The 21,978-nt window shown below is 72.8% G+C and carries 16 protein-coding genes; 3 read left to right on the top strand and 13 right to left on the bottom strand.

The features are described 5' to 3' along the window. Positions 1 to 175: 175 nt before the first annotated feature. Positions 176 to 991 carry a lipoyl(octanoyl) transferase LipB gene (lipB, locus tag DJ476_RS26115; protein WP_019764437.1) on the bottom strand — a complete coding sequence of 272 codons (816 nt, stop codon included), beginning with the start codon at positions 989 to 991 and terminating at the stop codon, positions 176 to 178. Positions 992 to 1,346: 355 nt separating this feature from the next. Between lipB and DJ476_RS26120 the strand changes: the two genes are divergently transcribed. Beyond that, the gene (locus tag DJ476_RS26120; protein WP_112491706.1) at positions 1,347 to 3,128 is read left to right on the top strand and encodes a regulator; all 1,782 of its coding nucleotides are present in this window, start codon (positions 1,347 to 1,349) and stop codon (positions 3,126 to 3,128) included. 303 nt (positions 3,129 to 3,431) lie between these two features. Here the strand turns inward: DJ476_RS26120 and DJ476_RS26125 are convergent, their stop codons facing one another. After that, positions 3,432 to 4,868, bottom strand: coding sequence for an NAD(P)/FAD-dependent oxidoreductase (locus DJ476_RS26125; RefSeq protein WP_112491707.1), 1,437 nt, complete (start codon positions 4,866 to 4,868; stop codon positions 3,432 to 3,434). 196 nt (positions 4,869 to 5,064) lie between these two features. Beyond that, the gene (locus tag DJ476_RS26130) at positions 5,065 to 5,964 is read right to left on the bottom strand and encodes a TIGR01777 family oxidoreductase (RefSeq protein WP_103416231.1); all 900 of its coding nucleotides are present in this window, start codon (positions 5,962 to 5,964) and stop codon (positions 5,065 to 5,067) included. Between the two features lie 96 nt (positions 5,965 to 6,060). Here DJ476_RS26130 and DJ476_RS26135 point away from each other — a divergent pair, with 96 nt between their 5' ends. Beyond that, entirely contained in the window at positions 6,061 to 6,597 is a 537-nt protein-coding gene (locus DJ476_RS26135) for a GNAT family N-acetyltransferase (protein ID WP_103416230.1), read from the top strand. Between the two features lie 91 nt (positions 6,598 to 6,688). On the opposite strand, the gene DJ476_RS26140 is transcribed toward DJ476_RS26135, so the two are convergent. The 8 genes from DJ476_RS26140 to DJ476_RS26175 form a co-directional block, all read right to left on the bottom strand. Continuing rightward, the gene (locus tag DJ476_RS26140) at positions 6,689 to 7,210 is read right to left on the bottom strand and encodes a DUF4240 domain-containing protein (protein WP_019764521.1); all 522 of its coding nucleotides are present in this window, start codon (positions 7,208 to 7,210) and stop codon (positions 6,689 to 6,691) included. A gap of 62 nt (positions 7,211 to 7,272) precedes the next feature. After that, positions 7,273 to 8,268: a helix-turn-helix transcriptional regulator gene (locus DJ476_RS26145; protein ID WP_103416228.1), complete on the bottom strand. Its 996-nt coding sequence runs from the start codon at positions 8,266 to 8,268 to the stop codon at positions 7,273 to 7,275. Positions 8,269 to 8,554: 286 nt separating this feature from the next. Next, complete coding sequence (gene aceE, locus DJ476_RS26150) at positions 8,555 to 11,227, bottom strand: pyruvate dehydrogenase (acetyl-transferring), homodimeric type (protein WP_112491708.1); 2,673 nt, start codon at positions 11,225 to 11,227, stop codon at positions 8,555 to 8,557. Positions 11,228 to 11,542: 315 nt separating this feature from the next. After that, the gene (locus DJ476_RS26155; RefSeq protein ID WP_070203261.1) at positions 11,543 to 12,166 is read right to left on the bottom strand and encodes a GntR family transcriptional regulator; all 624 of its coding nucleotides are present in this window, start codon (positions 12,164 to 12,166) and stop codon (positions 11,543 to 11,545) included. 148 nt (positions 12,167 to 12,314) lie between these two features. Next, positions 12,315 to 14,132, bottom strand: a complete 1,818-nt coding sequence (gene sucB / locus DJ476_RS26160; RefSeq protein ID WP_112491709.1) for a 2-oxoglutarate dehydrogenase, E2 component, dihydrolipoamide succinyltransferase — start codon at positions 14,130 to 14,132, stop codon at positions 12,315 to 12,317. A 62-nt stretch (positions 14,133 to 14,194) separates the two neighbouring features. After that, complete coding sequence (gene lpdA, locus DJ476_RS26165) at positions 14,195 to 15,583, bottom strand: dihydrolipoyl dehydrogenase (protein ID WP_019764045.1); 1,389 nt, start codon at positions 15,581 to 15,583, stop codon at positions 14,195 to 14,197. 344 nt (positions 15,584 to 15,927) lie between these two features. Further along, positions 15,928 to 17,487 carry a leucyl aminopeptidase gene (locus tag DJ476_RS26170; RefSeq protein WP_070203258.1) on the bottom strand — a complete coding sequence of 520 codons (1,560 nt, stop codon included), beginning with the start codon at positions 17,485 to 17,487 and terminating at the stop codon, positions 15,928 to 15,930. Positions 17,488 to 17,750: 263 nt separating this feature from the next. After that, positions 17,751 to 18,536, bottom strand: a complete 786-nt coding sequence (locus DJ476_RS26175; protein WP_103416225.1) for an adenosylcobinamide-GDP ribazoletransferase — start codon at positions 18,534 to 18,536, stop codon at positions 17,751 to 17,753. 89 nt (positions 18,537 to 18,625) lie between these two features. On the opposite strand from DJ476_RS26175, the gene DJ476_RS26180 reads away from it, so the two are divergent. Then, positions 18,626 to 19,390 (top strand): hypothetical protein, encoded by a 765-nt coding sequence (locus tag DJ476_RS26180; protein ID WP_103416224.1) that lies wholly within the window; start codon positions 18,626 to 18,628, stop codon positions 19,388 to 19,390. On the opposite strand, the gene DJ476_RS35200 is transcribed toward DJ476_RS26180, so the two are convergent. Together DJ476_RS35200 and DJ476_RS26190 are read right to left on the bottom strand one after the other, a co-directional pair. Further along, on the bottom strand, positions 19,330 to 20,112 hold the full coding sequence (locus DJ476_RS35200; RefSeq protein ID WP_162638794.1) for a hypothetical protein: 783 nt from the start codon (positions 20,110 to 20,112) through the stop codon (positions 19,330 to 19,332). The genes DJ476_RS26180 and DJ476_RS35200 overlap by 61 nt on opposite strands. Continuing rightward, positions 20,109 to 21,905 carry a phosphatidylglycerol lysyltransferase domain-containing protein gene (locus tag DJ476_RS26190; protein ID WP_112491710.1) on the bottom strand — a complete coding sequence of 599 codons (1,797 nt, stop codon included), beginning with the start codon at positions 21,903 to 21,905 and terminating at the stop codon, positions 20,109 to 20,111. Before DJ476_RS26190 ends, DJ476_RS35200 begins: the two co-directional genes overlap by 4 nt. Positions 21,906 to 21,978 lie beyond the last annotated feature (73 nt).

The raw sequence follows: 21,978 nt of genomic DNA on the forward strand, positions 1-21,978 counted from the left end.
CCCTTTGCTTTCGCTGCATTGGATTCGCATTGGATTCTTCGGCGAACACCAGGGTACGCCCGTAAATCAAACGGCCTTACGTCTGGCCAACCTGCGGCCGACGGGGCCTATTCCCCCGGCCGGTCTACTGGCGGGTAGACCCACCGGTAGCCACCACGCGGGGTTCCGGCGGGGACTACGCGGGCGCGGGGGCCTGCTCGGCCGCCCGCTCGATCACGCGGGGTGCCAGATCCGCGTTCTCCAGGATGTCCCGCAAGTGCTTCTCGGCGACCGGCAGCACCTCCTCGATGGTGATCTCCCGGCCCAGCTCGTTCGAGAGTGAGGTGACCCCCGCGTCCCGGATGCCGCACGGCACGATCCGGTCGAACCAGGTGTTGTCCGGGTTCACGTTGAGCGCGAAGCCGTGCATCGTGACGCCCTTGGCCACCCGGATCCCGATCGCCGCCAGCTTGCGGTCCTCGCGGCGCTGGCCCGCGTTGGACGGGGCGTACTCCGGGCCGTTCAGCCGCGGGTCGAACTCCTCGTCCTGGAGTCGCGGGTCGAAGTCGAGCGAGAGCCCGCCGAGCGCCTGGCGCTGCTCGACCGGGTCGCCCAGCACCCAGACACCGCTGCGGCCCTCCACCCGCGAGGTCTCCACCCCGAAGTCGGCGGCCGTACGGATCAGCGCCTCCTCCAGGCGGCGGACGTGCGCGACGACGTCGACCGGGCGCGGCAGCTTCTGGATCGGGTAGCCGACGAGCTGCCCCGGGCCGTGCCAGGTGATCTTCCCGCCCCGGTCCACATCGATGACCGGGGTGCCGTCCAGCGGACGTTCGCTGTCGGCCGTGCGCCGCCCCGCCGTGTAGACCGGCGGATGCTCCAGGAGCAGGCAGGTGTCCGGCACCAGGTCCTCGAACCGGGCGGCATGCACCTCACGCTGCTTCTGCCATGCCTCCTGGTACTCGACCGCCTCCGGACCGAAGCCCAGACGGACGAACCGCAGCTCGCTCACGACAGATGCCTCCCTACGTCGGACGCCGCGTGCCCGGAGGGGTGTCCCCGGGATGACGGCACCCTGCACTGGTCGCGCCCGCAACCACTGTACGACCGTCACCCGGTCGGCCCACCGGCAGGGCGAGGGGCGGGCCGGCGGGGGACAGCCGCGGATCGGTCGTGGATCGGCTGGAGAGTGGTCGTCGATCGGTGGCGGATCACCATCCGGGCGCCGCCGTCAGCTCGGTTCGCAATCCTCACACGATCGGATGAACGTGGAGCAAAGGGTGTCACCGGCCGCCCCGGCGGACGCTAAATTCGCGCCGTTCCCCAGGGGCTGTCCCGGCCCCCGAAGGCAGGAGACCGTACAGCTGATGTCGGAACGACCCCCGCAGCGCACGCCCAACCGCCGCCTCGCCTCACTCATCGCGGAAGCCGGGTTCTCCCATGCGGGCCTCGCCCGCCGGGTCGATCAGCTCGGCCTCGAACACGGACTGGACCTGCGGTACGACAAGACCTCGGTCACCCGCTGGCTGCGGGGACAGCAGCCGCGCGGCACCACCCCCGCCCTGATCGCCGAGGTCTTCACCCGGCGCCTCGGGCGGCGGCTCTCCGCCCAGGACCTCGGCCTCGACGCCTGCGCGCCCGTTTACGCGGGGCTGGAGTTCGCGGCCACGCCCAGCGAGGCCGTCGACATCGTCAGCGGCCTCTGGCGCAAGGACTCCGGTTCGCACACGGAACTGCGGAAGATCGCCTTCACCCCGGCCGGGCTCGTCGTCCCCAGCCGCGACTGGCTGATCGGCCGCGCCGACGAGTGGGTGGCCCGCGACGGCGGTGCGGACCGGCCGCCCGCCCCGCATCGCAGGCCGGGTGCCGGGGGAGCCGGTGGTCCGTCGCCCGGCCGCCCGGATGCGCCCGGGCGTACGGACGGGGGGTCGCGCACCGACCTCCGCGGCGCGCCCCGGCCCGGCGGGCCCGTACGCCCCGGTGGCCGCCCCGCCACGTCCGTCGGCCACTCCGGCCAGACAGGTGGCCACCCCGTGCCGACCGGAGGCCGTCCGTCCGCGGCGGACCCGTCCGGGGCGGGCGCCCGATCCGGAACGGGCGCCCTGCACGGCGGGGTGTCCACCGGCACGCCGGGCGGGCTCCTCGGCGGTCTGCCCGGCGGAGGTCCGGCCGGCTCCGGTGCCTCTTCCGGTACGGAGACGCTCCCCGCGGTCCCGCGCCAGCGGCAGACCGAGCGCGGGCCCGGCCTGCGGGTCGGCACCGGTGACGTCTCCGCCCTGCGCTCGGTCGGGGAGCTGTTCCGTACGCTCGACCACGCCTACGGCGGCGGCCACGCCCGCCAGGCCCTCGTGCGGTATCTGGAGCACGAGGCCGAGCCGATGCTCCGCGGGAGCTACGGCGAAGCCACCGGGCGCCGCCTCTTCGCCGCCGTCGCGGACCTTACCCGGCTGGCCGGCTGGACCTCGTTCGACATCGCCGCCCACGGTCTCGCCCAGCGGTACTTCGTCCAGGCCCTGCGGCTCGCCCAGGCCGCCGGGGACCGGGGGTACGGGGCGTACGTCCTGATCACCATGAGCCGCCAGGCCGTCCACCTCGGCCACGGCAGGGAGGCGGTCCAGCTCGCCCGCGTCGCCCAGCAGGGCATCGGCTCCGCCGCCCCGCCCCTCGTCCAGGCCCTGCTGCACTCGGTGGAGGCGCGCGGCCACGCGATCCTCGGCGAGGCGCGGGCCTGCACCGCCGCCCTGACCCGGGCCGAGCACGCTCTGGAGACGGCCCGGCCCGGGGACGAGGCGCCGCCGTGGGCCCGCCCCTTCGACGAGGCCCAGCTCGCCCACGAGCTGGGCCACTGCCACCGCGACCTCCAGCAGTACCGGGCCGCCGCCCAGCACGCCGAGCGCTCGCTCCAGCTCCGCGCTCCGGCGTACGCCCGCAGTCGGCTGCTCTGCCGGGTGGTGCTCGCCTCCGCCCGGCTGGGCCTCGGTGAGCTGGAGCAGGCCTGCCAGCTGGGGGCCGAGGCCGCCCAGCAGGCCGCCGAGATGCGCTCGGTCCGTGCCACCGAGTACGTACGCGCCTTCGAGCGCAGCCTGGAGCCGTACCGGGACGCGGCCGCCGTACGGGGCTACCGCGACCGGGTGGCGGCGCTGGGCTGACGGGGGAGGCCGGGCGGTTCCGTACGCGTCCCTTAGGCGTCCCGTGCGCGGGCTTCATCGAGCGGCGAAGCCCGTGCCAGGCGAAGCGCGCGTACGAGACGCGTACGGGGCGCGTACGGAAGGGCGAAGGCCCGCCCTCGCGGCGGAGTCCACGCCCCGACGGCGAAGCCCGCGCACGGGAACGGCCTCCCTGCTTGCCCGCCCGCGCGAGGCCGGGGCGGCGCGGCGCGGGGGCGTGTTGTGCGCGGCGCGCTGAGGCGGAGCCCGTACGCCCCACCTGCCTACGCCCCTGCGCTCCCGTCCCTACGCCGCCTCCCGCAGCCCTGCGCCCCCCGCGTGCGCCGGGCGTATGCCCAGGTCGGTGAGGATCGCCTCGGCCGCCCGGCGCCCCGAGTGCAGCGCCCCCTGGACCGTGCTCGTGTCGCGGTGGTCGCCGCACACGTAGAGCCCGGCCAGCACCCGTACCGGCCGGCGCGGGTCGTGCGGGGCCTCCATCGCGGGGACCGCCTCCGGGTCGTGGTGGGCGGCCAGCAGCTCCCAGTCGTCCGTCGGCGTCCCGTACAGCCGCGCCAGCTGGGCCCGTACCGAACGGTCCAGCTCCGGCGGCGGCGTCCCGAGCACCGTCGAGGTGATCAGCGCCCGGCCCTCCGGCGCGCGCGAGGGGTCGACCTCGCTCATCACCGCCGTGTACGCCACCGGGCCCGACCGGTCACCGTCCAGCACCAGCGACCGGCCGGTCGGCGGCGGTACGGGCGCGGTGTGGTGAAGGACCGTCACCGGGCGGAAGGCGGGCACCCGCAACCCCGGCAGCAGCTCGGCCGCCGCTCCCGCGCCGGTGGCCAGCAGCAGGGAACGGCACCCCAGTTCGCCGTGTTCCTTGGTCCGTACGGTGGTGATGTCGGCGGCCGTCACATGCACCCCGGTCCGGACCGTGCCGGGCGGCAGCGCGGCGGCCAGCAGATCGGGCAGCATTCCCGAACCGCCCGCCGGTACACACAGTCCGCCCCGCGCATAGTCGCGCAGCGCCAGATCCGCGCACCGGCTCGACGTGGTGAGACCCGGATCACCGAGCAGCGCGGTCAGCAGCGGACGGAGGACGCCGTCCACCGTACGGGCGGGCATCTGGCCCGCCGTCAGCGCGGCGAGCGCCGTCCGCTCGGGGCGGGCCAGCAGCCGGGCCGTCGGGGTGGCGGCCAGCCGGGAGAGCGCCGCGCCGAGCCGGGCCCGGTCGATCGCGTCGGAGACCGTACGGCTGTTCCGCAGACCGGGGGCACGGAGGCCGGAGCCCCGGAGTCCGGTGTTCTGGAGCGCTGTGCTCCGGGCGCCGAGTCCACCCCGGGACTCGAGCCGCAGCTGGCTCCCGTACCCGCCCGGCAGATCGTGGGGGGCGCTCGACCGGGTGCGTACGGCCCTGAGTGCGCCCCTTGCGCTCCGTATGTCGGCGGTGCGGTGGCGGCGGCCCTCGCTGTGCACCAGCACTCCGGAGGCGAACTCCCGCAGCTCCGGGGTGCCCAGCCCGGGCGTGGAGGTCAGCTCCGGCCAGGCGGTGCAGAGTAGGGGGCCGAGCCGGTCGAGCCGGAAGCCGTCCACCTCGTCGGTGGCCAGTCGGCCGCCCGGGGTGGGGGCCGCCTCCAGAACACTGACGCCGACTCCGGCGCCGGTCAGCAGATGGGCCGCTGAGAGGCCGGCGATCCCGGCCCCGATGATGATCACGTCCGCGTGATGTGCCGTGCTGCGCACAAGCCCCTCCCCGAGTCGGTGCGACTGGTGGGGGGCTCTTGCCCCCAACAGGTCCCCGGAATGCCGGAGTTCGCATCGAGGTTAGGAGGATGGCTGATAGTGGGTCAGACGCGCGTGGCCGGGAGCACCGGGGCACGGGGTCGCACGGAGGGGCCCTGAGTGAGCGAGTGAACGGGTGCGTGCGTGGGGCCCCGGCTCAGCGCAGGGCCGCGCGGATCGCCGCGTCGATGCCGGGGAAGGCGAACGAGAAGCCCGAGTCCAGCAGCTGCCCCGGGATCACCCGCTGACTGCCGAGCACATCGCCGGCGAACTCCCCGAGCGCGATCCGCAGGGCGGGCGCGGGGGCGGTGAACAGCGTCGGGCGGTGCAGTACGCGGCCCATCGCGGCGGTCACCTCGGCGTTGGTGACGGGGTCGGGCCCGGTCAGGTTCACCGGGCCGGTCAGCGACTCGGTGTCCAGGATGTGGCGCAGGGCCGCGACGTGGTCGTGCAGGGCGATGAAGCTCCAGTACTGCCGCCCGTTGCCCATCCGCCCGCCGAGCCCCGCCTTGAAGAGCGGGAACAGCCGCCCCCACGCCCCGCCCTCGCGGGCCACGACCAGTCCGGTGCGGGCGTGCACCGTGCGGATGCCCCGCTCCTCGGCGGCGGCCGTCGCGGCCTCCCACTCCTCGCAGACGGAGGGCAGGAAACCGTCCCCGGGCGGGGCGCTCTCGTCCACGGGCCGGTCGCCCGTGTCGCCGTAGAAGCCGATGGCCGAGCCGGAGAGCAGCACCTTCGGCGGGGTGTCGAGCGAGGCGACGGCCTCCGCGATCGCGGACGTGCCCAGCACCCGGCTGTCGCGGATCTCCTGCTTGTAGGCGTCGGTCCAGCGCCGGTCACCGACCCCGGCCCCGGCCAGGTGGACCACCGCGTCGCAGCCCACCAGCCCGGCCACGTCCACGTAACTTCGCTTCGGGTCCCACGCCACCTCGTCCCCGGACCTGGCCGGCCGGCGCACCAGGCGGACCACCTCGTGCCCGTCGGCGCGCAGCGAGCGCACGAGCGCCGCTCCGATGAGTCCGGAGGAACCAGTGACGGCGATACGGGAGGTCGGCATGGTGCCATCCTGCCCCAAGGAGGGGGGGAAACACGGCAGCTCTTCCGGGGGAAAACACCATGGAGCGGGGGGATACGGGCGTGGGACAGTGACGTCATGTCCGCACCTGCCCTCCACTCCGTCTCCGTCCGCACCGCCCGGCCCGCCGACGAGGAAGCCCTCGGTGAGCTGGACCGCTCCACCTGGTCCACCCTGCACGCGGTGGTGCCGCGGCCCCGCCCGCCGTACGACCCGTTCTTCGACGAGCGGCACCGGCCCGACGACTTCCTGGTGGCCGAGGTGGCGACGCCCTCCGCCGTGGGGCCCGGCGGGACGTGCATCGCCGGGTACATACGCCTGGTCCCGCCCACCCCGCTCGCCTGCAACGCCCATGTGCGCCAGATACAGGGGCTCGCCGTGGCCACCTGGGCACGCGGGGCCGGGATCGGGCGGACCCTGCTGCGGGCCGCGTGCGCCGAGGCTCGGCGGCAGGGCGCCAACCGGATCACGCTGCGGGTGCTCGGGCACAACACGCCTGCCCGGGCGCTCTACGCCTCCGAGGGGTTCGCCGTGGAAGGGGTGCTGAGCGGGGAGTTCTTCCTGCAGGGCCGCTATGCCGACGACGTCCTGATGGGCCGCTCGCTCACGCCCTGAGCACGCCTACGGGCTCAGCGGGGCGCGGTCACCGGGGCCCGGACCAGCGCAGCCTGGACCACCGCGGACCGGCGGCCCGACAGGGCGGGGATCAGCGGGGCGCGAAGCGGTCCCAGAGTTCAGGGTAGCGGGCGGCCAGCGCCTCGTCGTCCTCGAAGTCGACCGGGGAGCCCAGCGGCTCGGTGGGCTGGGGCGGCAGTCCCAGGTCGGGCGCGACCACGCCCGTGAGCTGCTCGTAGGCCTCGTCGGCCGCGTAGCCCAGCTCCTCCCCGTCCCCGTCGATCTCCTCGTCGAAGTCGTCCAGCAGCTCCGCCAGAGCGTCAGGGTCGTGCAGCGCGCCCTCGAAGACCTCCCGGCCCTGGCCGATCAGCCAGCACCGGAAGTAGTCGAAGGCGTCGTCGCTCGCCCCGCCCAGCAGCACGGCGGCCGCGCCCCACAGATCCCAGCGGTAGGCGCGGTTGTAGCGGGCCTCGAAGTGCCGGGCGAAGTCCAGCACGGAATCGGGGTCGAGCTGCACCAGCCGTTCCACGAGCAGGTCGGCCTGCTCCTCGGGGTCGCCCTCGGCGCCCTCGCGGCTGCTGTCGATGATCTCCCAGAATTCCGTCTCGTCCATCACGGGTCCAGCATCCAGCCTGCCGGGACCCCTCGCACGCCCAGACGGCGAAAAGAAGCCTTTCAGCGATACAGCTCGCGCAGGCGTTCGGCCGCCACGGCGAACCGGCTCCGCAACTCCTCGGGGGCCATGACCTCCAACTCGGGACCCAGCGAAAGGAGCTGGCTGTATGCCACGTCCAGTGATTCCACGGGGAGGACGACCGTGCGCCACCCGTCCGGACCGGCCGGAGGGGCCTGCGCGAGAGCCTCCGCGGCCGCCGCCCGGTCCCCGGCGTACGGGAGCCGCTGTGCCCCGCTCTCGGACACGCGTACGGTCACCTCGGTGCGGAGGAGGGACCGGGCGAAGTCGGCGGCCCGCTCCTCCCAGAACGCGGGCAGGTCGAAGGCCTCGTCCCGCTCGAAGCGCTCGTCGGCCGGCTCCACGGAGGTGAACCGGTCGATCCGGTAGACCCGGAAGTCGTCGCCCGCCCTGGCGCAGAGGTACCAGACCCCGGCCTTGAGGACGAGCCCGTACGGAGCCAGCTCCCGCGTCACCTCCGTACGGTCGCGGTCACCCCCGCCCTCGCGGCCCCCGCCCCTGCGGTAGCGGGCCCGGACCAGGCGGTCGTCCCAGACGGCGTCGGCGATCACGGGCAGCAGCTCGGGCGTCTCCGGCTCGTGGTACCAGGAGGGCGCGTCCAGGTGGAAGCGGCGGGCGGCGGATGAGGAGGCGTCACGGAGGGAGGGCAGCAGCGCGGCCGACACCTTGAGCCGGGCGGCCGACGCCGCGTCCTCCAAGCCCATCTCGCGCAGGGCCGAGGGCAGCCCGGAGAGGAACAGCGCCTCCGCCTCGTCGCGGGCCAGCCCGGTCAGCCGGGTGCGGTAGCCGCCGACGAGCCGGTAGCCGCCCGCCCGGCCGCGCTCGGCGTAGACCGGGACGCCCGCCTCGGAGAGCGCCTGCGCGTCCCGGGTGACCGTACGCTCCGACACCTCCAGCTCCGCCGCCAGCTCGGCGGCGGTCATGGCGGGACGGGACTGAAGAAGGAGGACCATCTTGATCAGCCGAGCAGCACGCATGGCCCCATTGTGGTGCCCCCGACACCCCCCGACCGCCCATGCCGAAGCCGCGGGCCGCTCACGCGGACCCACCGCCCACCCCGGGCCCCCGGCCGCCCACGTCCGGCGCCCGCACAGCCCGACCGCCCACACCGCCCCCCGGGCCGCCCACATCCGGCGTCCGCACGGGCCGGCCGCCCACACCCACCCGGCCGCCCATGCCGGAACCCCCGGCCGCCGGGGCGGGCGCGTTGTCGGACGCGGCCGCCCCGGGGACCGGGGGCTCGGGTCTGTACGGGAGCGGGGCTCAGAGGCCGTAGCGCTCCCGGGCCTCCTTGACCGCCGAGGCCGGGACCTCGCCGCGCTTGGCGAGCTGGGCCAGCGAGGCGACGACGATCGACCGGGCGTCGACGCCGAAGTGGCGGCGGGCCGCCTCACGGGTGTCGGAGAGGCCGAAGCCGTCCGTGCCGAGCGAGGACCAGTCCTGCTCCACCCACTGGCTGATCTGGTCCGGCACCTGGCGCATCCAGTCGCTGACCGCGAGCACCGGGCCCGGCGCACCGGCGAGCGCCTGCGTCACGTACGGCACCCGCTGCTCACCGCGGAGCAGCGCCTCGTCGGACTCCAGCGCGTCGCGGCGCAGCTCGCCCCACGAGGTGGCGGACCAGACGTCGGCCGTGACACCCCAGTCGGCGGCCAGCAGCTCCTGGGCCTCCAGGGCCCAGTGGATCGCCGTGCCGGAGGCCAGCAGTTGCAGGCGCGGCGCGTCCGCCTTGGTGGGCGTGCCCTCCTTGAAGCGGTACAGGCCCTTGACGATGCCCTCCTCGACGCCCTCGGGCATCGCGGGCTGGGGCTTCGGCTCGTTGTAGACCGTCAGGTAGTAGAAGACGTCCTCGGCATCGGGGCCGTACATCCGGCGCAGACCGTCCTTGACGATCACCGCGATCTCGTACGCGAACGCCGGGTCGTAGTTGAGCGAGGCCGGGTTGGTGGCCGCGATCAGGTGCGAGTGGCCGTCCGCGTGCTGGAGGCCCTCACCCGTCAGGGTCGTACGGCCGGCGGTCGCGCCGACGATGAAGCCCTTGCCGAGCTGGTCGGCGAGCTGCCACATCTGGTCGCCGGTCCGCTGCCAGCCGAACATCGAGTAGAAGATGTAGAACGGGATCATCGTCTCGCCGTGCGTCGCGTACGACGTGGCGGCGGCGATGAAGTCGGCCATGGCCCCGGCCTCGGTGATCCCCTCGTTGAGGATCTGGCCGTCCTTGGCCTCCTTGTAGTACATCAGCTGGTCGCGGTCGACCGGCTCGTACGTCTGGCCCAGCGGCGAGTAGATACCGGCCGACGGGAAGAGCGACTCCATACCGAAGGTACGGGCCTCGTCCGGGACGATCGGGACCCAGCGTTTGCCGGTCTCCTTGTCCCGCATCAGGTCCTTCACCAGGCGGACGAACGCCATGGTGGTGGCCATCTCCTGCTTGCCGGACCCCTTGTACAGGGCCTTGAACGCGCGCTCCTCGGGCTGCGGCAGCGGCTCGACGGCGTGCAGGCGGCGGGCCGGGGCGGGGCCGCCGAGGGCGGCACGGCGCTCCTGGAGGTAGCGGACCTCGGGGGAGTCGGCGCCGGGGTGGCCGTAGGGGACCTGGCCGTCCTCGAAGGCGCTGTCCGGGATCGGGAGGCCGAGCAGCTCGCGCATGCCCTTGAACTCGTCGATCGACAGCTTCTTCATCTGGTGGTTGGCGTTCTTGGACTCGAAGCCCTTGCCGAGCGTGTAGCCCTTGACCGTCTGGGCCAGGATCACGGTCGGCGCGCCCTTGTGCTCGATCGCCGCCTTGTACGCCGCGTAGACCTTGCGGGCCTCGTGGCCGCCGCGCGAGGTGTAGAAACACTCCGCGATCTTGGCGTCGCTGAGCAGCTTGCCCAGCTCGACGAGGGCGGGCTCGGCACCGAAGAAGTGCTCGCGGATGTAGGCGACGTCGCGGGTGGCGTACGTCTGGAACTGCGCGTCCGGGACCTCGCGCAGCCGGCGCAGCAGCGCCCCCTGGGTGTCGAGCCGGAACAGCTCGTCCCAGGCGTTGCCCCAGAGCGTCTTGACGACGTTCCAGCCGGCCCCTCGGAACTGCGCCTCCAGCTCCTGGACCACGCGGAAGTTGGCACGGACCGGACCGTCGAGCCGCTGCAGGTTGCAGTTGATGACGAAGGTCAGGTTGTCCAGCTGCTCACGGGCCGCCAGCGCCAGGGCCGCCGTCGACTCGGGCTCGTCCATCTCGCCGTCGCCCAGGAAGGCCCAGACGTGCGAGTTGGAGGTGTCCTTGATGCTGCGGTTGGCCAGATAGCGGTTGAAGCGCGCCTGGTAGATGGCCGAGAGCGGGCCGAGGCCCATCGACACCGTGGGGAACTCCCAGAGCCAGGGCAGCCGCCGCGGGTGCGGGTAGGAGGGCAGGCCCTCGCCGCCCGCCTCCTGGCGGAAGTTGTCGAGGTGCTGCTCGGTGAGCCGCCCGTCGAGGAAGGCGCGGGCGTAGATGCCGGGGGAGGCGTGGCCCTGGATGTAGAGCTGGTCGCCGGAGCCGTCCCCCTCCTTGCCGCGGAAGAAGTGGTTGAAGCCGGTCTCGTAGAGCCAGGCCGCCGAGGCGAAGGTCGCGATGTGGCCGCCGACCCCGTGCTTGGCGCCCCGGGTGACCATCGCGGCCGCGTTCCAGCGGTTCCACGCGGTGATCCTCGACTCCATCTCCAGGTCGCCGTCGAACGCGGGCTCGGCGGCGGTCGGGATGGAGTTGACGTAATCGGTCTCCAGCAGCTTGGGCAGCGCGAGACCGGCGCCCTCGGCGTGCTGCAGCGAGCGGCGCATCAGGTACGCGGCGCGGTGCGGGCCGGCGGCCTTGGTGACGGCGTCCAGGGAGGCCGCCCATTCGGCGGTCTCCTCGGGGTCACGGTCCGGGAGCTGGTCGAGCTCGCTCGGAAGCTTTCCTACGGGGTCGGTCATGATCGCCGCCTTCCGGAGAGGAGGGGGGTGGAGAAAAGGCCCTGACTGGCAGGACAGGGCGATGGGGCCGGTGGGCCCGCGCAGTGAACTGTAAGGCGCTGATCGATGATCGATCAAAGGATTGAAGGCAAAACTTCTCGATACGAAGAAAAGTGGCATGGGGTGCCTCGAAACAGGGCACGGAGTGACGCGAAAAAGCGCGCAAAAAGGGCGCTGACCTGCACGGAAGAGCAGGTCACACGCCAGATGATCGGACGGCCGCAGGCAGCTCGGACAGCCCAGGCAGCTCGCGCGGTTCGGGCGGCCCGGGAGACCCTAGGCGCGCGGCGCGCAGCCCAGCACGTGGGCCTTCACCAACGCGCCGATCTGCGGGTCATGGGCGAGGAACGCGTCGACGAGCGCCTGGTGCTCCTCCGCGTACGACTTCTGGACCGTGCCCAGCCAGCGGATCGAGAGGGCGGTGAACACCTCGATGCCGAGCCCCTCCCAGGTGTGCAGCAGCACCGCGTTCCCGGCGGCCCGGACCATCTCCCGGTGGAAGCCCACCGTGTGCCGCACCTGCGCCTCGCCGTCGGCCAGCCGGTCCGCCTCGTACAGCGCCGCCACATGCGGCTCCAGCGCCGAGCAGTCCTCGCCCAGCAGCGGGGCGGCCAGCTCCGCCGCGATCTGCTCCAGACCTGCCCGTACCGGATAGCTCTCCTCCAGGTCGGCGGCCGTGAGATTGCGGACCCGGACGCCCTTGTTGGGGGCCGACTCGATCAGCCGCAGCGTCTCCAGCTCGCGCAGCGCCTCCCTGACCGGCGTCTGGCTGACCTCCAGCTCGGTGGCGATCCGGCGCTCCACGATCCGCTCGCCCGGCTTCCAGCGCCCGCTGACGATCCCCTCCACGATGTGCTCGCGGATCTGTTCGCGCAGCGAGTGGACGACGGGCGGGGTCATGAGGTGCTCCTTCGGGGCAGACCGGTGCTGCCTACATCATCACGGTGGCGGTGGCTGCCCGTGGTGTTTAGACAATACGGCGGCGCCCCCGCCCGGAAGGTGTTCCGGACGGGGGCGCCGCTGGTGAGGCTGGTTACAGCCGGAGCGCTCAGAGGCCCAGCTCGACCTCGAACTCACCGGCCTCCAGGATCGCCTTGACCGACGTCAGGTAGCGGGCGGCGTCCGCGCCGTCCACCAGACGGTGGTCGTAGGAGAGCGAGAGGTACGTCATGTCGCGCACCGCGATGGTCTCGCCGAGGTCCGGGTGGTCGATGACCACCGGGCGGCGGACCGTGGCGCCGATGCCCAGGATGGCGGCCTGGTTCGGCGGCACGATGACGGTGTCGAAGAGCGCACCGCGCGAGCCGGTGTTGCTGATGGTGAAGGTGGCACCGGACATGTCGTCCGGGGTCAGCCCGCCACCGCGCGCCTTGCCGGCCAGCTCGGCGGTCTTCTTGGAGATACCGGCGATGTTCAGGTCGCCCGCACCCTTGATGACCGGGGTCATCAGACCCTTCTCGGCGTCCACGGCGATGCCGATGTTCTCCGAGTCGAAGTACGTGATGGTGCCCTCGTCCTCGTTGATCCGGGCGTTGATGACCGGGTGGGCCTTCAGCGCCTGGGCCGCCGCCTTCACGAAGAACGGCATCGGGGACAGCTTGACGCCCTCACGGGCGGCGAACGCGGCCTTCGCCTGGTTGCGCAGCTTCATCAGCTTGGTGATGTCGACCTCGACGACCGAGGTCAGCTGAGCCTGCGAGTGCAGCGCCTTCATCATGTTGTCGCCGATGACCTTGCGCATGCGGGTCATCTTGACCGTCTGACCGCGCAGCGGGGAGGCCTCCAGCTTCGGCGCCTTGGCGGCGGCGGCCGGAGCGGCGGCGGGCGCCGGGGCAGCGGCGGCGGCCTTGGCGGCCTCCGCGGCGGCGACGACGTCCTGCTTGCGGATACGGCCACCGACGCCGGTGCCCTTGACCGAGGCCAGGTCCACGTTGTTCTCGGACGCGAGCTTGCGGACCAGCGGCGTGACGTAGGCGCCGTCGTCACCGGAGGGCGCGGCCGGGGCGGCCGGTGCCGGGGCGACGGGGGCGGGCTGCGCCGGAGCCGGGGCCGGAGCGGCGGGGGCCGCCGGGGCCTGGACCGGAGCCGGAGCGGGCGCCGCCGGAGCCGGGGCGGGAGCCGCGGGGGCCTCCTGCTTCGGCGCCTCGGCCTTGGGGGCCTCCGCCTTGGGGGCCTCCGCCTTCGGGGCCTCCTGGGCCGGGGCGGCGGGCTGCGCCGGAGCGGCGGCCGGGGCCGCGCCCGGAGCACCGATGACGGCGAGCTTGGCGCCGACCTCGGCGGTCTCGTCCTCACCGACCACGATCTCCAGCAGCACACCGGCGACCGGGGCGGGGATCTCGGTGTCGACCTTGTCCGTGGAGACCTCGAGCAGCGGCTCGTCCTCCGCGACCTCCTCGCCGACCTCCTTCAGCCAGCGGGTGACGGTGCCCTCGGTGACGCTCTCGCCGAGCGCCGGGAGGGTGACGTCGGTGCCCTCGGCGGACGAACCGCCCGTGGTCGCCTCGGCGGTGGGGGCCTGGGCCGGAGCCTCGGTCTCGGTCGACGGGGCGGTGGGCGCCTCCTCGGCCTGCGGGGCCGGGGTCGAGGCGGGCTCGGCGGCCGGAGCCGCGGCCTCGGCCGGAGCGCCGGAGCCGTCGTCGATGACGGCCAGCTCGGCGCCGACCTCGACGGTCTCGTCCTCGGCGACCTTGATGGAGGTCAGAACACCGGACGCGGGGGCCGGGATCTCGGTGTCGACCTTGTCGGTCGAGACCTCGAGCAACGGCTCGTCGGCCTCGACGCGCTCGCCCTCGGCCTTCAGCCAACGGGTGACAGTGCCCTCGGTGACGCTCTCGCCGAGCGCCGGAAGGGTTACGGAAACCGACATGGTTTCAGTTGCTCCTTACGAAAATGCGGAAGTGGTCGGTCGTCGCGCCCGGAACGGGGGGATCAGTCGTGGGCGTGGAGGGGCTTGCCGGCCAGCGCCAGGTGCGCCTCGCCCATCGCCTCGTTCTGCGTCGGGTGGGCGTGGATGAGCTGGGCGACCTCGGCGGGCAGCGCCTCCCAGTTGTAGATCAGCTGGGCTTCGCCGACCTGCTCGCCCATGCGGTCGCCCACCATGTGGACGCCGACCACGGCACCGTCCTTGACCTGGACGAGCTTGATCTCGCCCGCGGTCTTCAGGATCTTGCTCTTGCCGTTGCCCGCGAGGTTGTACTTGAGGGCGACGACCTTGTCCGCACCGTAGATCTCCTTGGCCTTGGCCTCGGTGATGCCGACGGAGGCGACCTCGGGGTGGCAGTACGTCACCCGGGGCACGCCGTCGTAGTCGATCGGGACGGTCTTGAGGCCGGCCAGCCGCTCCGCCACGAGGATGCCCTCGGCGAAGCCGACGTGGGCCAGCTGGAGGGTCGGGACGAGGTCGCCCACGGCCGAGATGGTCGGCACGTTGGTCTGCATGTACTCGTCGACCAGGACATAGCCGCGGTCCATCGCGACGCCCTGCTCCTCGTAGCCCAGGCCCTGCGAGACCGGGCCGCGGCCGATCGCGACGAGGAGGATCTCCGCCTCGAAGGTCTTGCCGTCGGCCAGGGTCACGCGGACGCCGTCCTGCGTGTACTCGGCCTTCTCGAAGAACGTACCGAGGTTGAACTTGATGCCGCGCTTGCGGAACGCGCGCTCAAGAAGCTTCGAGCTGTTCTCGTCCTCGACCGGGACGAGGTGCTTCAGGCCCTCGACGATCGTGACCTCGGTGCCGAAGGACTTCCACGCCGAGGCGAACTCGACGCCGATGACGCCGCCGCCGAGCACGATGGCCGACTTCGGGACGCGGTCCAGCTTCAGCGCGTGGTCCGAGGAGATGATCCGGTTGCCGTCGATCTCCAGGCCCGGCAGCGACTTCGGCACGGAGCCGGTCGCCAGCAGCACGTGGCGGCCCTGGATGCGCTGGCCGTTCACGTCCACCGAGGTGGGGGAGGAGAGCTTGCCCTCACCCTCGATGTAGTGGACCTTGCGGGAGGCGACGAGACCCTGCAGACCCTTGTACAGGCCCGAGATCACATCGTCCTTGTACTTGTTGACGGCCTCCATGTCGATGCCCTCGAAGGTGGCCTTCACGCCGAACTGGGCCGACTCGCGGGCCTGGTCCGCGATCTCGCCCGCGTGCAGCAGCGCCTTCGTGGGGATGCAGCCGTTGTGCAGGCAGGTGCCGCCGACCTTGCCCTTCTCGATCAGGGCGACGTCCAGGCCCAGCTGCGCTCCGCGCAGGGCCGCGGCGTAACCGCCACTGCCACCGCCGAGGATCACTAGGTCGAAAACGGTGCTGGCGTCGTTCGCCACGTCACGTCCTCCATGCATGTGCGCCGTACGCCGGGCCCCGTCGCTGGGGTGTGACCGGCCGGTCGGCTGGTGTTCGGCCGCTTTTGTCTTCGGCCCTGTGGTGGGGGCCCTGTCCTGCCGAGAACCCATCTTCGCACTTGTCGACGGTGAGCGGGACGCGGGGCCCGGGTCCGGGACGGATGATCGTCCGTTCCGGAGGGTTACTGCTGCGTAGTTACCTACGGATTCGGCCGGTGTTCATCGAGAGCGAAACCCGGCCGTCCTCCGTCACCTTCCTTGCCGCTTCCGCTGCGACAACACGTACGGCCCCGGACCTATGCCCGGGGCCGTACATGACTGATCACTCAGCCCAGGTCGCCGTCGGCGGTGCGCTCGGCCAGCCTGACCAGGGTGCGGACCGCGGAGCCGGTGCCGCCCTTGGGCGTGTAGCCGTACGGGGCGCCCTCGTGGAAGGCCGGGCCCGCGATGTCCAGGTGGGCCCAGGCGATGCCCTCGCCCACGAACTCCTTCAGGAAGAGACCGGCGACCAGACCGCCGCCCATCCGCTCGCCCATGTTGGCGATGTCGGCGGTGGGGGAGTCCATGCCCTTGCGCAGGTCGGCCGGGAGCGGCATCGGCCAGGAGGCCTCGCCGACCTCCTCCGCGATCTCGTGGATCGAGGTACGGAAGGCGTCGTCGTTGGCCATGATGCCGAAGGTGCGGTTGCCGAGCGCCAGGACCATCGCACCGGTCAGGGTCGCCACGTCGACGATCGCGTCCGGCTTCTCCTCCGAGGCGCGGGTCAGCGCGTCGGCCAGGACGAGCCGGCCCTCGGCGTCGGTGTTGAGGACCTCGACGGTCTTGCCGCTGTACATGCGCAGCACGTCACCGGGGCGGGTGGCGTTGCCGGAGGGCATGTTCTCGGCCAGCGCCAGCCAGCCGGTGACGTTGACCTTCAGCCCCAGGCGGGCGGCCGCGACGACGGCGGCGAACACGGCGGCGGCACCGCTCATGTCGCACTTCATCGTCTCGTTGTGGCCGGCCGGCTTGAGCGAGATGCCGCCCGAGTCGTAGGTGATGCCCTTGCCGACGAGGGCGAGGGTCTTCTCCGCCTTGGGGTGGGTGTAGGCCAGCTTCACCAGGCGCGGGCCGTGGGTGGAGCCCTGGCCGACGCCCAGGAGACCGCCGAAGCCGCCCTTGACGAGGGCCTTCTCGTCGAGCACCTGCACCTTGATGCCGTGCTCCTTGCCCGCGGCGGTGGCCACGGCGGCGAAGGACTCGGGGTACAGGTCGTTCGGCGGGGTGTTGATCAGGTCGCGGGCGCGGTTGATCTCCTCGGCCAGGGCGAGGGCGCGCTCGACGGCCGCCTTGTACGCCTTGTCGCGCGGCTTGGCGCCGACGAGGGCGATCTCGGCGAGCGGGAGCTTCGGGCCGCTGTCCTTGGCCTTGGCGTCCTTGGGGGCGAGCTTGTTCTCGCCGCCCTGGTAGGCGGTGAAGGCGTACGAGCCGAGCAGGGCGCCCTCCGCGACGGCCGCGGCGTCCTCGACGGAGGCGGCGGGCAGCGCGAAGCCGGCCTTCTTGGAACCGGCCAGCGCACGGGCGGCGGTGCCCGCGGCACGGCGCAGCGCCTCGGCGTCGTACGCGTCCTCCTTGTCCGGGACCGGGCCGAGCCCGACCGCGACGACGACCGGGACCTTGAGGCCGGACGGCGCGGGCAGCTTGGTCAGTTCGCCCTCGGCTCCCACGGCCCCCAGGGTCGCGAGAACGGAGGCGAGCTTTCCGTCGAACGCCTTGTCCACGGCCTCGGCGCCCGGCGCGAGGACCAGGTTCCCCGACTTGGAGCCGACGCCCTTCGCGACGCCGACGACGAGTGCGTCGGCGCGCAGCGTCGCCGCACCGGCAGTGCTGAGAGTGAGAGCAGTCACGGTGGTGAAATCTCGCTTCCGTTGAGTTCCTGTTCGGCCGAGGGGTGGGGCGACCGTGCCCGGCGCATCGTAGACGTCTGTGCGACGTGCCGTGAACGAGCCTACGCGCGCCGTTCGCCCGGGGTTACGGCGGCGGGCGGTTCCCGACCGGTAAGGCGGTCGGTTCCGGCCGGACAGGGAACCGTTTTCCGCCGGTACGCCGGCGGGCCCGCGAGCCTTCACGGCGTCGGGACCGGGGCAGGGCGCGCGACCCTTCCACGGCGTCAGCGCCCGAGTGCCAGCGCCACCAGGGCCGCTGTCGCCGCCGTCTCCGCCACCCCGCCGAACACGTCCCCGGTCACCCCGCCGAACCGCCGCACGCAGTGGCGCAACAGGAGTTCGGCGGCGGCCAGGGCGGCCACCACCGCGAGGGCGTGGTGCAGTGCCCCGTACGGGCCGAACACCGCGCCCGCCGCCGCGCACAGGGCCACCGTCACCGCCGCCACGGCCACCGCCCGCCCCACCGGGACCGTGCCCGCCACCACCGCGCCGAGCCCCTCCGGCCGGGCCGCCGGGACCCCCTGACGGGACGCCAGGGTGAGCGCCAGCCGGGCGGCGACGGCCGCCACGACGGCCCCGAGCGCGCCGTGCGCCCAGCCCTCCTCCCCGTACAGCTGGAAGAGGACCGCGACCTGGGCCAGCAGGACCAGGAGCAGGGTGATGACACCGAACGGCCCAATGTCGGACTGCTTCATGATCCGCAGCGCGTCCTCGGCCGGCTTCCCGCTGCCCAGTCCGTCCGCCGTGTCCGCGAGGCCGTCCAGGTGCAGCCCCCGGGTGAGCGCGGCGGGCACCGCGACGGAGGCGACCGCGGCGAGCAGCGGCCCCGACCCGGCCAGCAGCGACAGCGCGCCGAGCGCGGCGGCGAGCAGTCCGACGACGAGCCCGGCGAGCGGGGCGCAGAGCATGCCGCTCCGGGCGGTTGCGCGGTCCCAATGGGTCACGCGGACGGGCAGCACGGTGAGGGTGCCGAAGGCGAAACGCAGGCCATGGCCGTTCAGGGAGGTCACCGCGGGCAGGCTAGCCGCTCCCGCCGCCCGATAGATTGGCGTGAAACGTGCTGGAAGTGGTGAACCGGCAGAAATCGGGAGCGGGTGGCATGGGTAACTGGTGGCACACCAACATCGCCGAGCCGGGCAAGCTCCCCCTGCTCCTCGCGCTGGCCGCCTTCGTCCTGACCTTCGCGATCACGCGCACGATCACGCGGATGATCCGTGCGGGGAAGGGCCCGTTCCGCAACATCACCCCCGGCGGGCTGCACATCCACCATGTGGTGCCCGGTGTCGTGCTGACGGTGGTCGGCGGCTTCGGCGCGGTGGCGACCGGGCGGCACGGGGTGGCCGCCGGGCTCTGCGCGGTGATCTTCGGGGTCGGGGCCGGTCTGGTGCTGGACGAGTTCGCGCTGATCCTCCACCTGGACGACGTCTACTGGACCGAGGAGGGCCGCCAGAGCGTGGAGGTGGTCGTGCTGACCGCCTCGCTGGTGGTGCTGGTCCTGGCGGGATTCTCCCCGCTCGGTGTCGACGACGTGACGGACGAGGAGCAGCAGAGCAGGCTCGGCGTCATCACCACGTACGTGATCAACTTCTGCTTCGTCCTGATCACGCTGTTCAAGGGCAAGACCCGGATGGCGGTGGTGGGCACCCTCGTCCCGTTCGTCGCGCTGGTCGGCGCGCTCCGGCTGGCCCGTCCCACCTCGCCCTGGGCCAGGCGGTTCTACCGCAACCGCCACCGCGCCCGCTCCAAGGCGGTGCTGCGCGCCTACCACCACGACGTGCGGTGGGCGGGCCCGCGCCGGAAGTTTCAGGACCTCATCGGTGGCGCCCCGGACCGCGCCCCGCTGCCACCGGCCCGCAAGCCCTGATCCCGGCCTGCCCGCCGCCGCCCGAGCCACTCCCGTACGGCACAGATCACCAGGACCGCGGCGATGGAGGCCAGATGCTCCCGGCCCGCCAGGTTGTCCTTGACCAGGACCTCCACGACCATCGCGACGATCACCAGCGCCCCGGTGAACCAGGCCCGTCGGGCATGGCAGACGTACACCGCGAGCCCCACCACCGCCGCCGACGGCCCGGTGTCCACCACCTGCGCGTCCGAGGCCGGCAGCCCCAGGAACGCGTCCGGGCCGAGCGCGATGCCGACCCGGGCGTACAGCGTCCCCGCGAGCGTGGCGACGTACGCGATCACCAGCGTCCGCCACCGCCCCAGGCACACCTCCGCGATGCCGAACACCAGCAGGATCTGCGCCAGCGCACCCCACACCGGCAGATCGAGCGCGGGGACGAAGAGCGAGAGAGGCGTACGCAGCAGAGCCAGCCACACCGGGTCCTCGGCCCGCACCGCCCCGAGGGCTTGCACGGGGCCGTGGCCCCACGCCTGGTTCTGGATCAGCTGGACGGTCGCGGTCAGCGTCACCGCCGTAAGGGTCAGCGCGAGCGCCCGCACACCGCGCTCACGGAGCCCGTTCCGTACGGTGGTGAAGAGCGGGCCCCACTCGCGCAGCGCGGCCCGGCGGAGCGCGGGGAAGCGGCCCGTCCGCGCTCCGGAGCGGCCCGTCCCGGGGCTGCTCGTCCGGGTGGCGCTCATCTCTGGGCGCCGAGACGCGCGCGGTGCAGCCACTTGGGCAGCCCCGGCGCCTCCAGGAACCCTTCGGCGCGGCCCGCCGCGATGGAGATGCGCGCCAGATCGGCGCTCTTCTCGAACAACATGAAACGCGGCTCCCAGATCGGTCGGTACTTGGCGTTGGCCCGGTAGAGCGACTCGATCTGCCACCAGCGCGAGAAGAAGCTCAGCAGCGCACGCCACAGCCTCAGCACCGGTCCCGCGCCGAGCCGCGATCCCCTCTCGAAGACGGAGCGGAACATGGCGAAGTTGAGCGAGACCTGAGTGATCCCGATCTCGCCGGAGCGCTGGAGGAGCTGGATCACCATGAACTCCGTGAGGCCGTTCTCCGCCTCGCGGTCCCGGCGCATCAGGTCCAGGGAGAGACCGTGGGGACCCCAGGGGACGAAGCTGAGGAGCGCCCGCAGTTCGCCCTTCTCGTCTCCCTCGCCCTCGTCCCCTTCGCCCGCGTTCCGGCACTCCAGCATCACGCACTGCCCGTCCGCCGGGTCCCCGAGCCGGCCGAGCGCCATGGAGAAGCCGCGTTCGGTGGCCCCGTCGCGCCACTCGTCGGCGCGCCGGACCAGCTCGGCCATCTCGGCCTCGGGGATGTCCGCGTGGCGTCGGATGGTCACCTCGTAACCGGCCCGCTTGACCCGGTTGTAGGCCTGGCGCACCCCGCGCATGGCCCGTCCGTCGAGCGTGAACTCGGCCGTCTCCACGATCGCCTCGTCACCCAGTTCCAGGGCGTCCAGTCCGTGCCGGGCGTAGACCGTGCCCGCCTCCTCGCTCGCGCCCATCACGGCCGGGATCCAGCCGTGCTCCCGGGCCTCCGCGAGCCACGGGTCGATCGCGCCGGGCCAGGCCTCGGGGTCGCCGATCGGGTCGCCGGAGGCCAGCGAGACCCCGCCGACCACCCGGTAGACCACGGCGGCCTTCCCGGTCGGGGACCACACGGCGCTCTTCTCCCGGCGCAGCGAGAAGTAGCCGAGCGAGTCCCGGTCGCCGTGCTTGTCCAGCAGGGCGCGCAGCTTCGCCTCGTCCTCGGGGGAGAGCGGGTCGACGGCCCGGCGGGAGCGGAACGCGGCGTAGACGACGGCGATCAGCAGCAGCGTCGAGAGGATGTTGATGACCACGTTGACCCAGCCGGGGGTGGTGATCCCGGGGAAGCGCGAGTCGTCGGCGGCCACCGAGATCAGCCGCAGCGCCCCGTAGCGCCAGCGGTCCAGGAAGGTCGAGCGGTAGTCGTCGTGGGCGGTGTTGGTGACGGTGACCAGGGCCGTCGCGATCAGCGAGGTGACGAGCAGCCCCACGACGGCGACCAGGGCGGCGAGCTTCGGGTTGGAGCGGTCGCCCTTGGCGTAGAACTCCCGCCGCCCCAGCACCAGCGCCACGACGAAGGCGGCCGTCAGCGCCAGCGAGACCCAGTTCTGGGCGTGCTGCCGGATCTCCGCGAAGAAGAACGCGAGGATCAGGGCCAGGAGCACCAGCCCGCCCAGGACCATGTTCACGATCCAGGCGGCCCGCTTCCGCCGCCGCATCGTGACCGCCAGGAACAGGGCGATGACCCCGGAGGAGAACCCGGCGGTGAGCAGATACGGCGTGAAGTAGTTCTCGGTGTCGTGGCGGCGCAGGTCCTGGCCGAGCGTGACCCACACGGCGCTCAGGAAATTGATGAACGAGACGACGCGCAGGTACCAGATGGCGAACGCCGCACTGCGCCGGGACCGGACGGTACTGCGCCGGGCTGCCTCTTCGGCCGATCGAACCTCTCCCATAGGAGTGGATCATATGGCGCATTACGGACATATGGGCGTGTGTGGAGTGCGAGGCCGTACGGGGAGGAGGGCG

Origin of the sequence: Streptomyces bacillaris, assembly GCF_003268675.1 — a bacterium.
GTDB lineage: Bacteria > Actinomycetota > Actinomycetes > Streptomycetales > Streptomycetaceae > Streptomyces > Streptomyces bacillaris.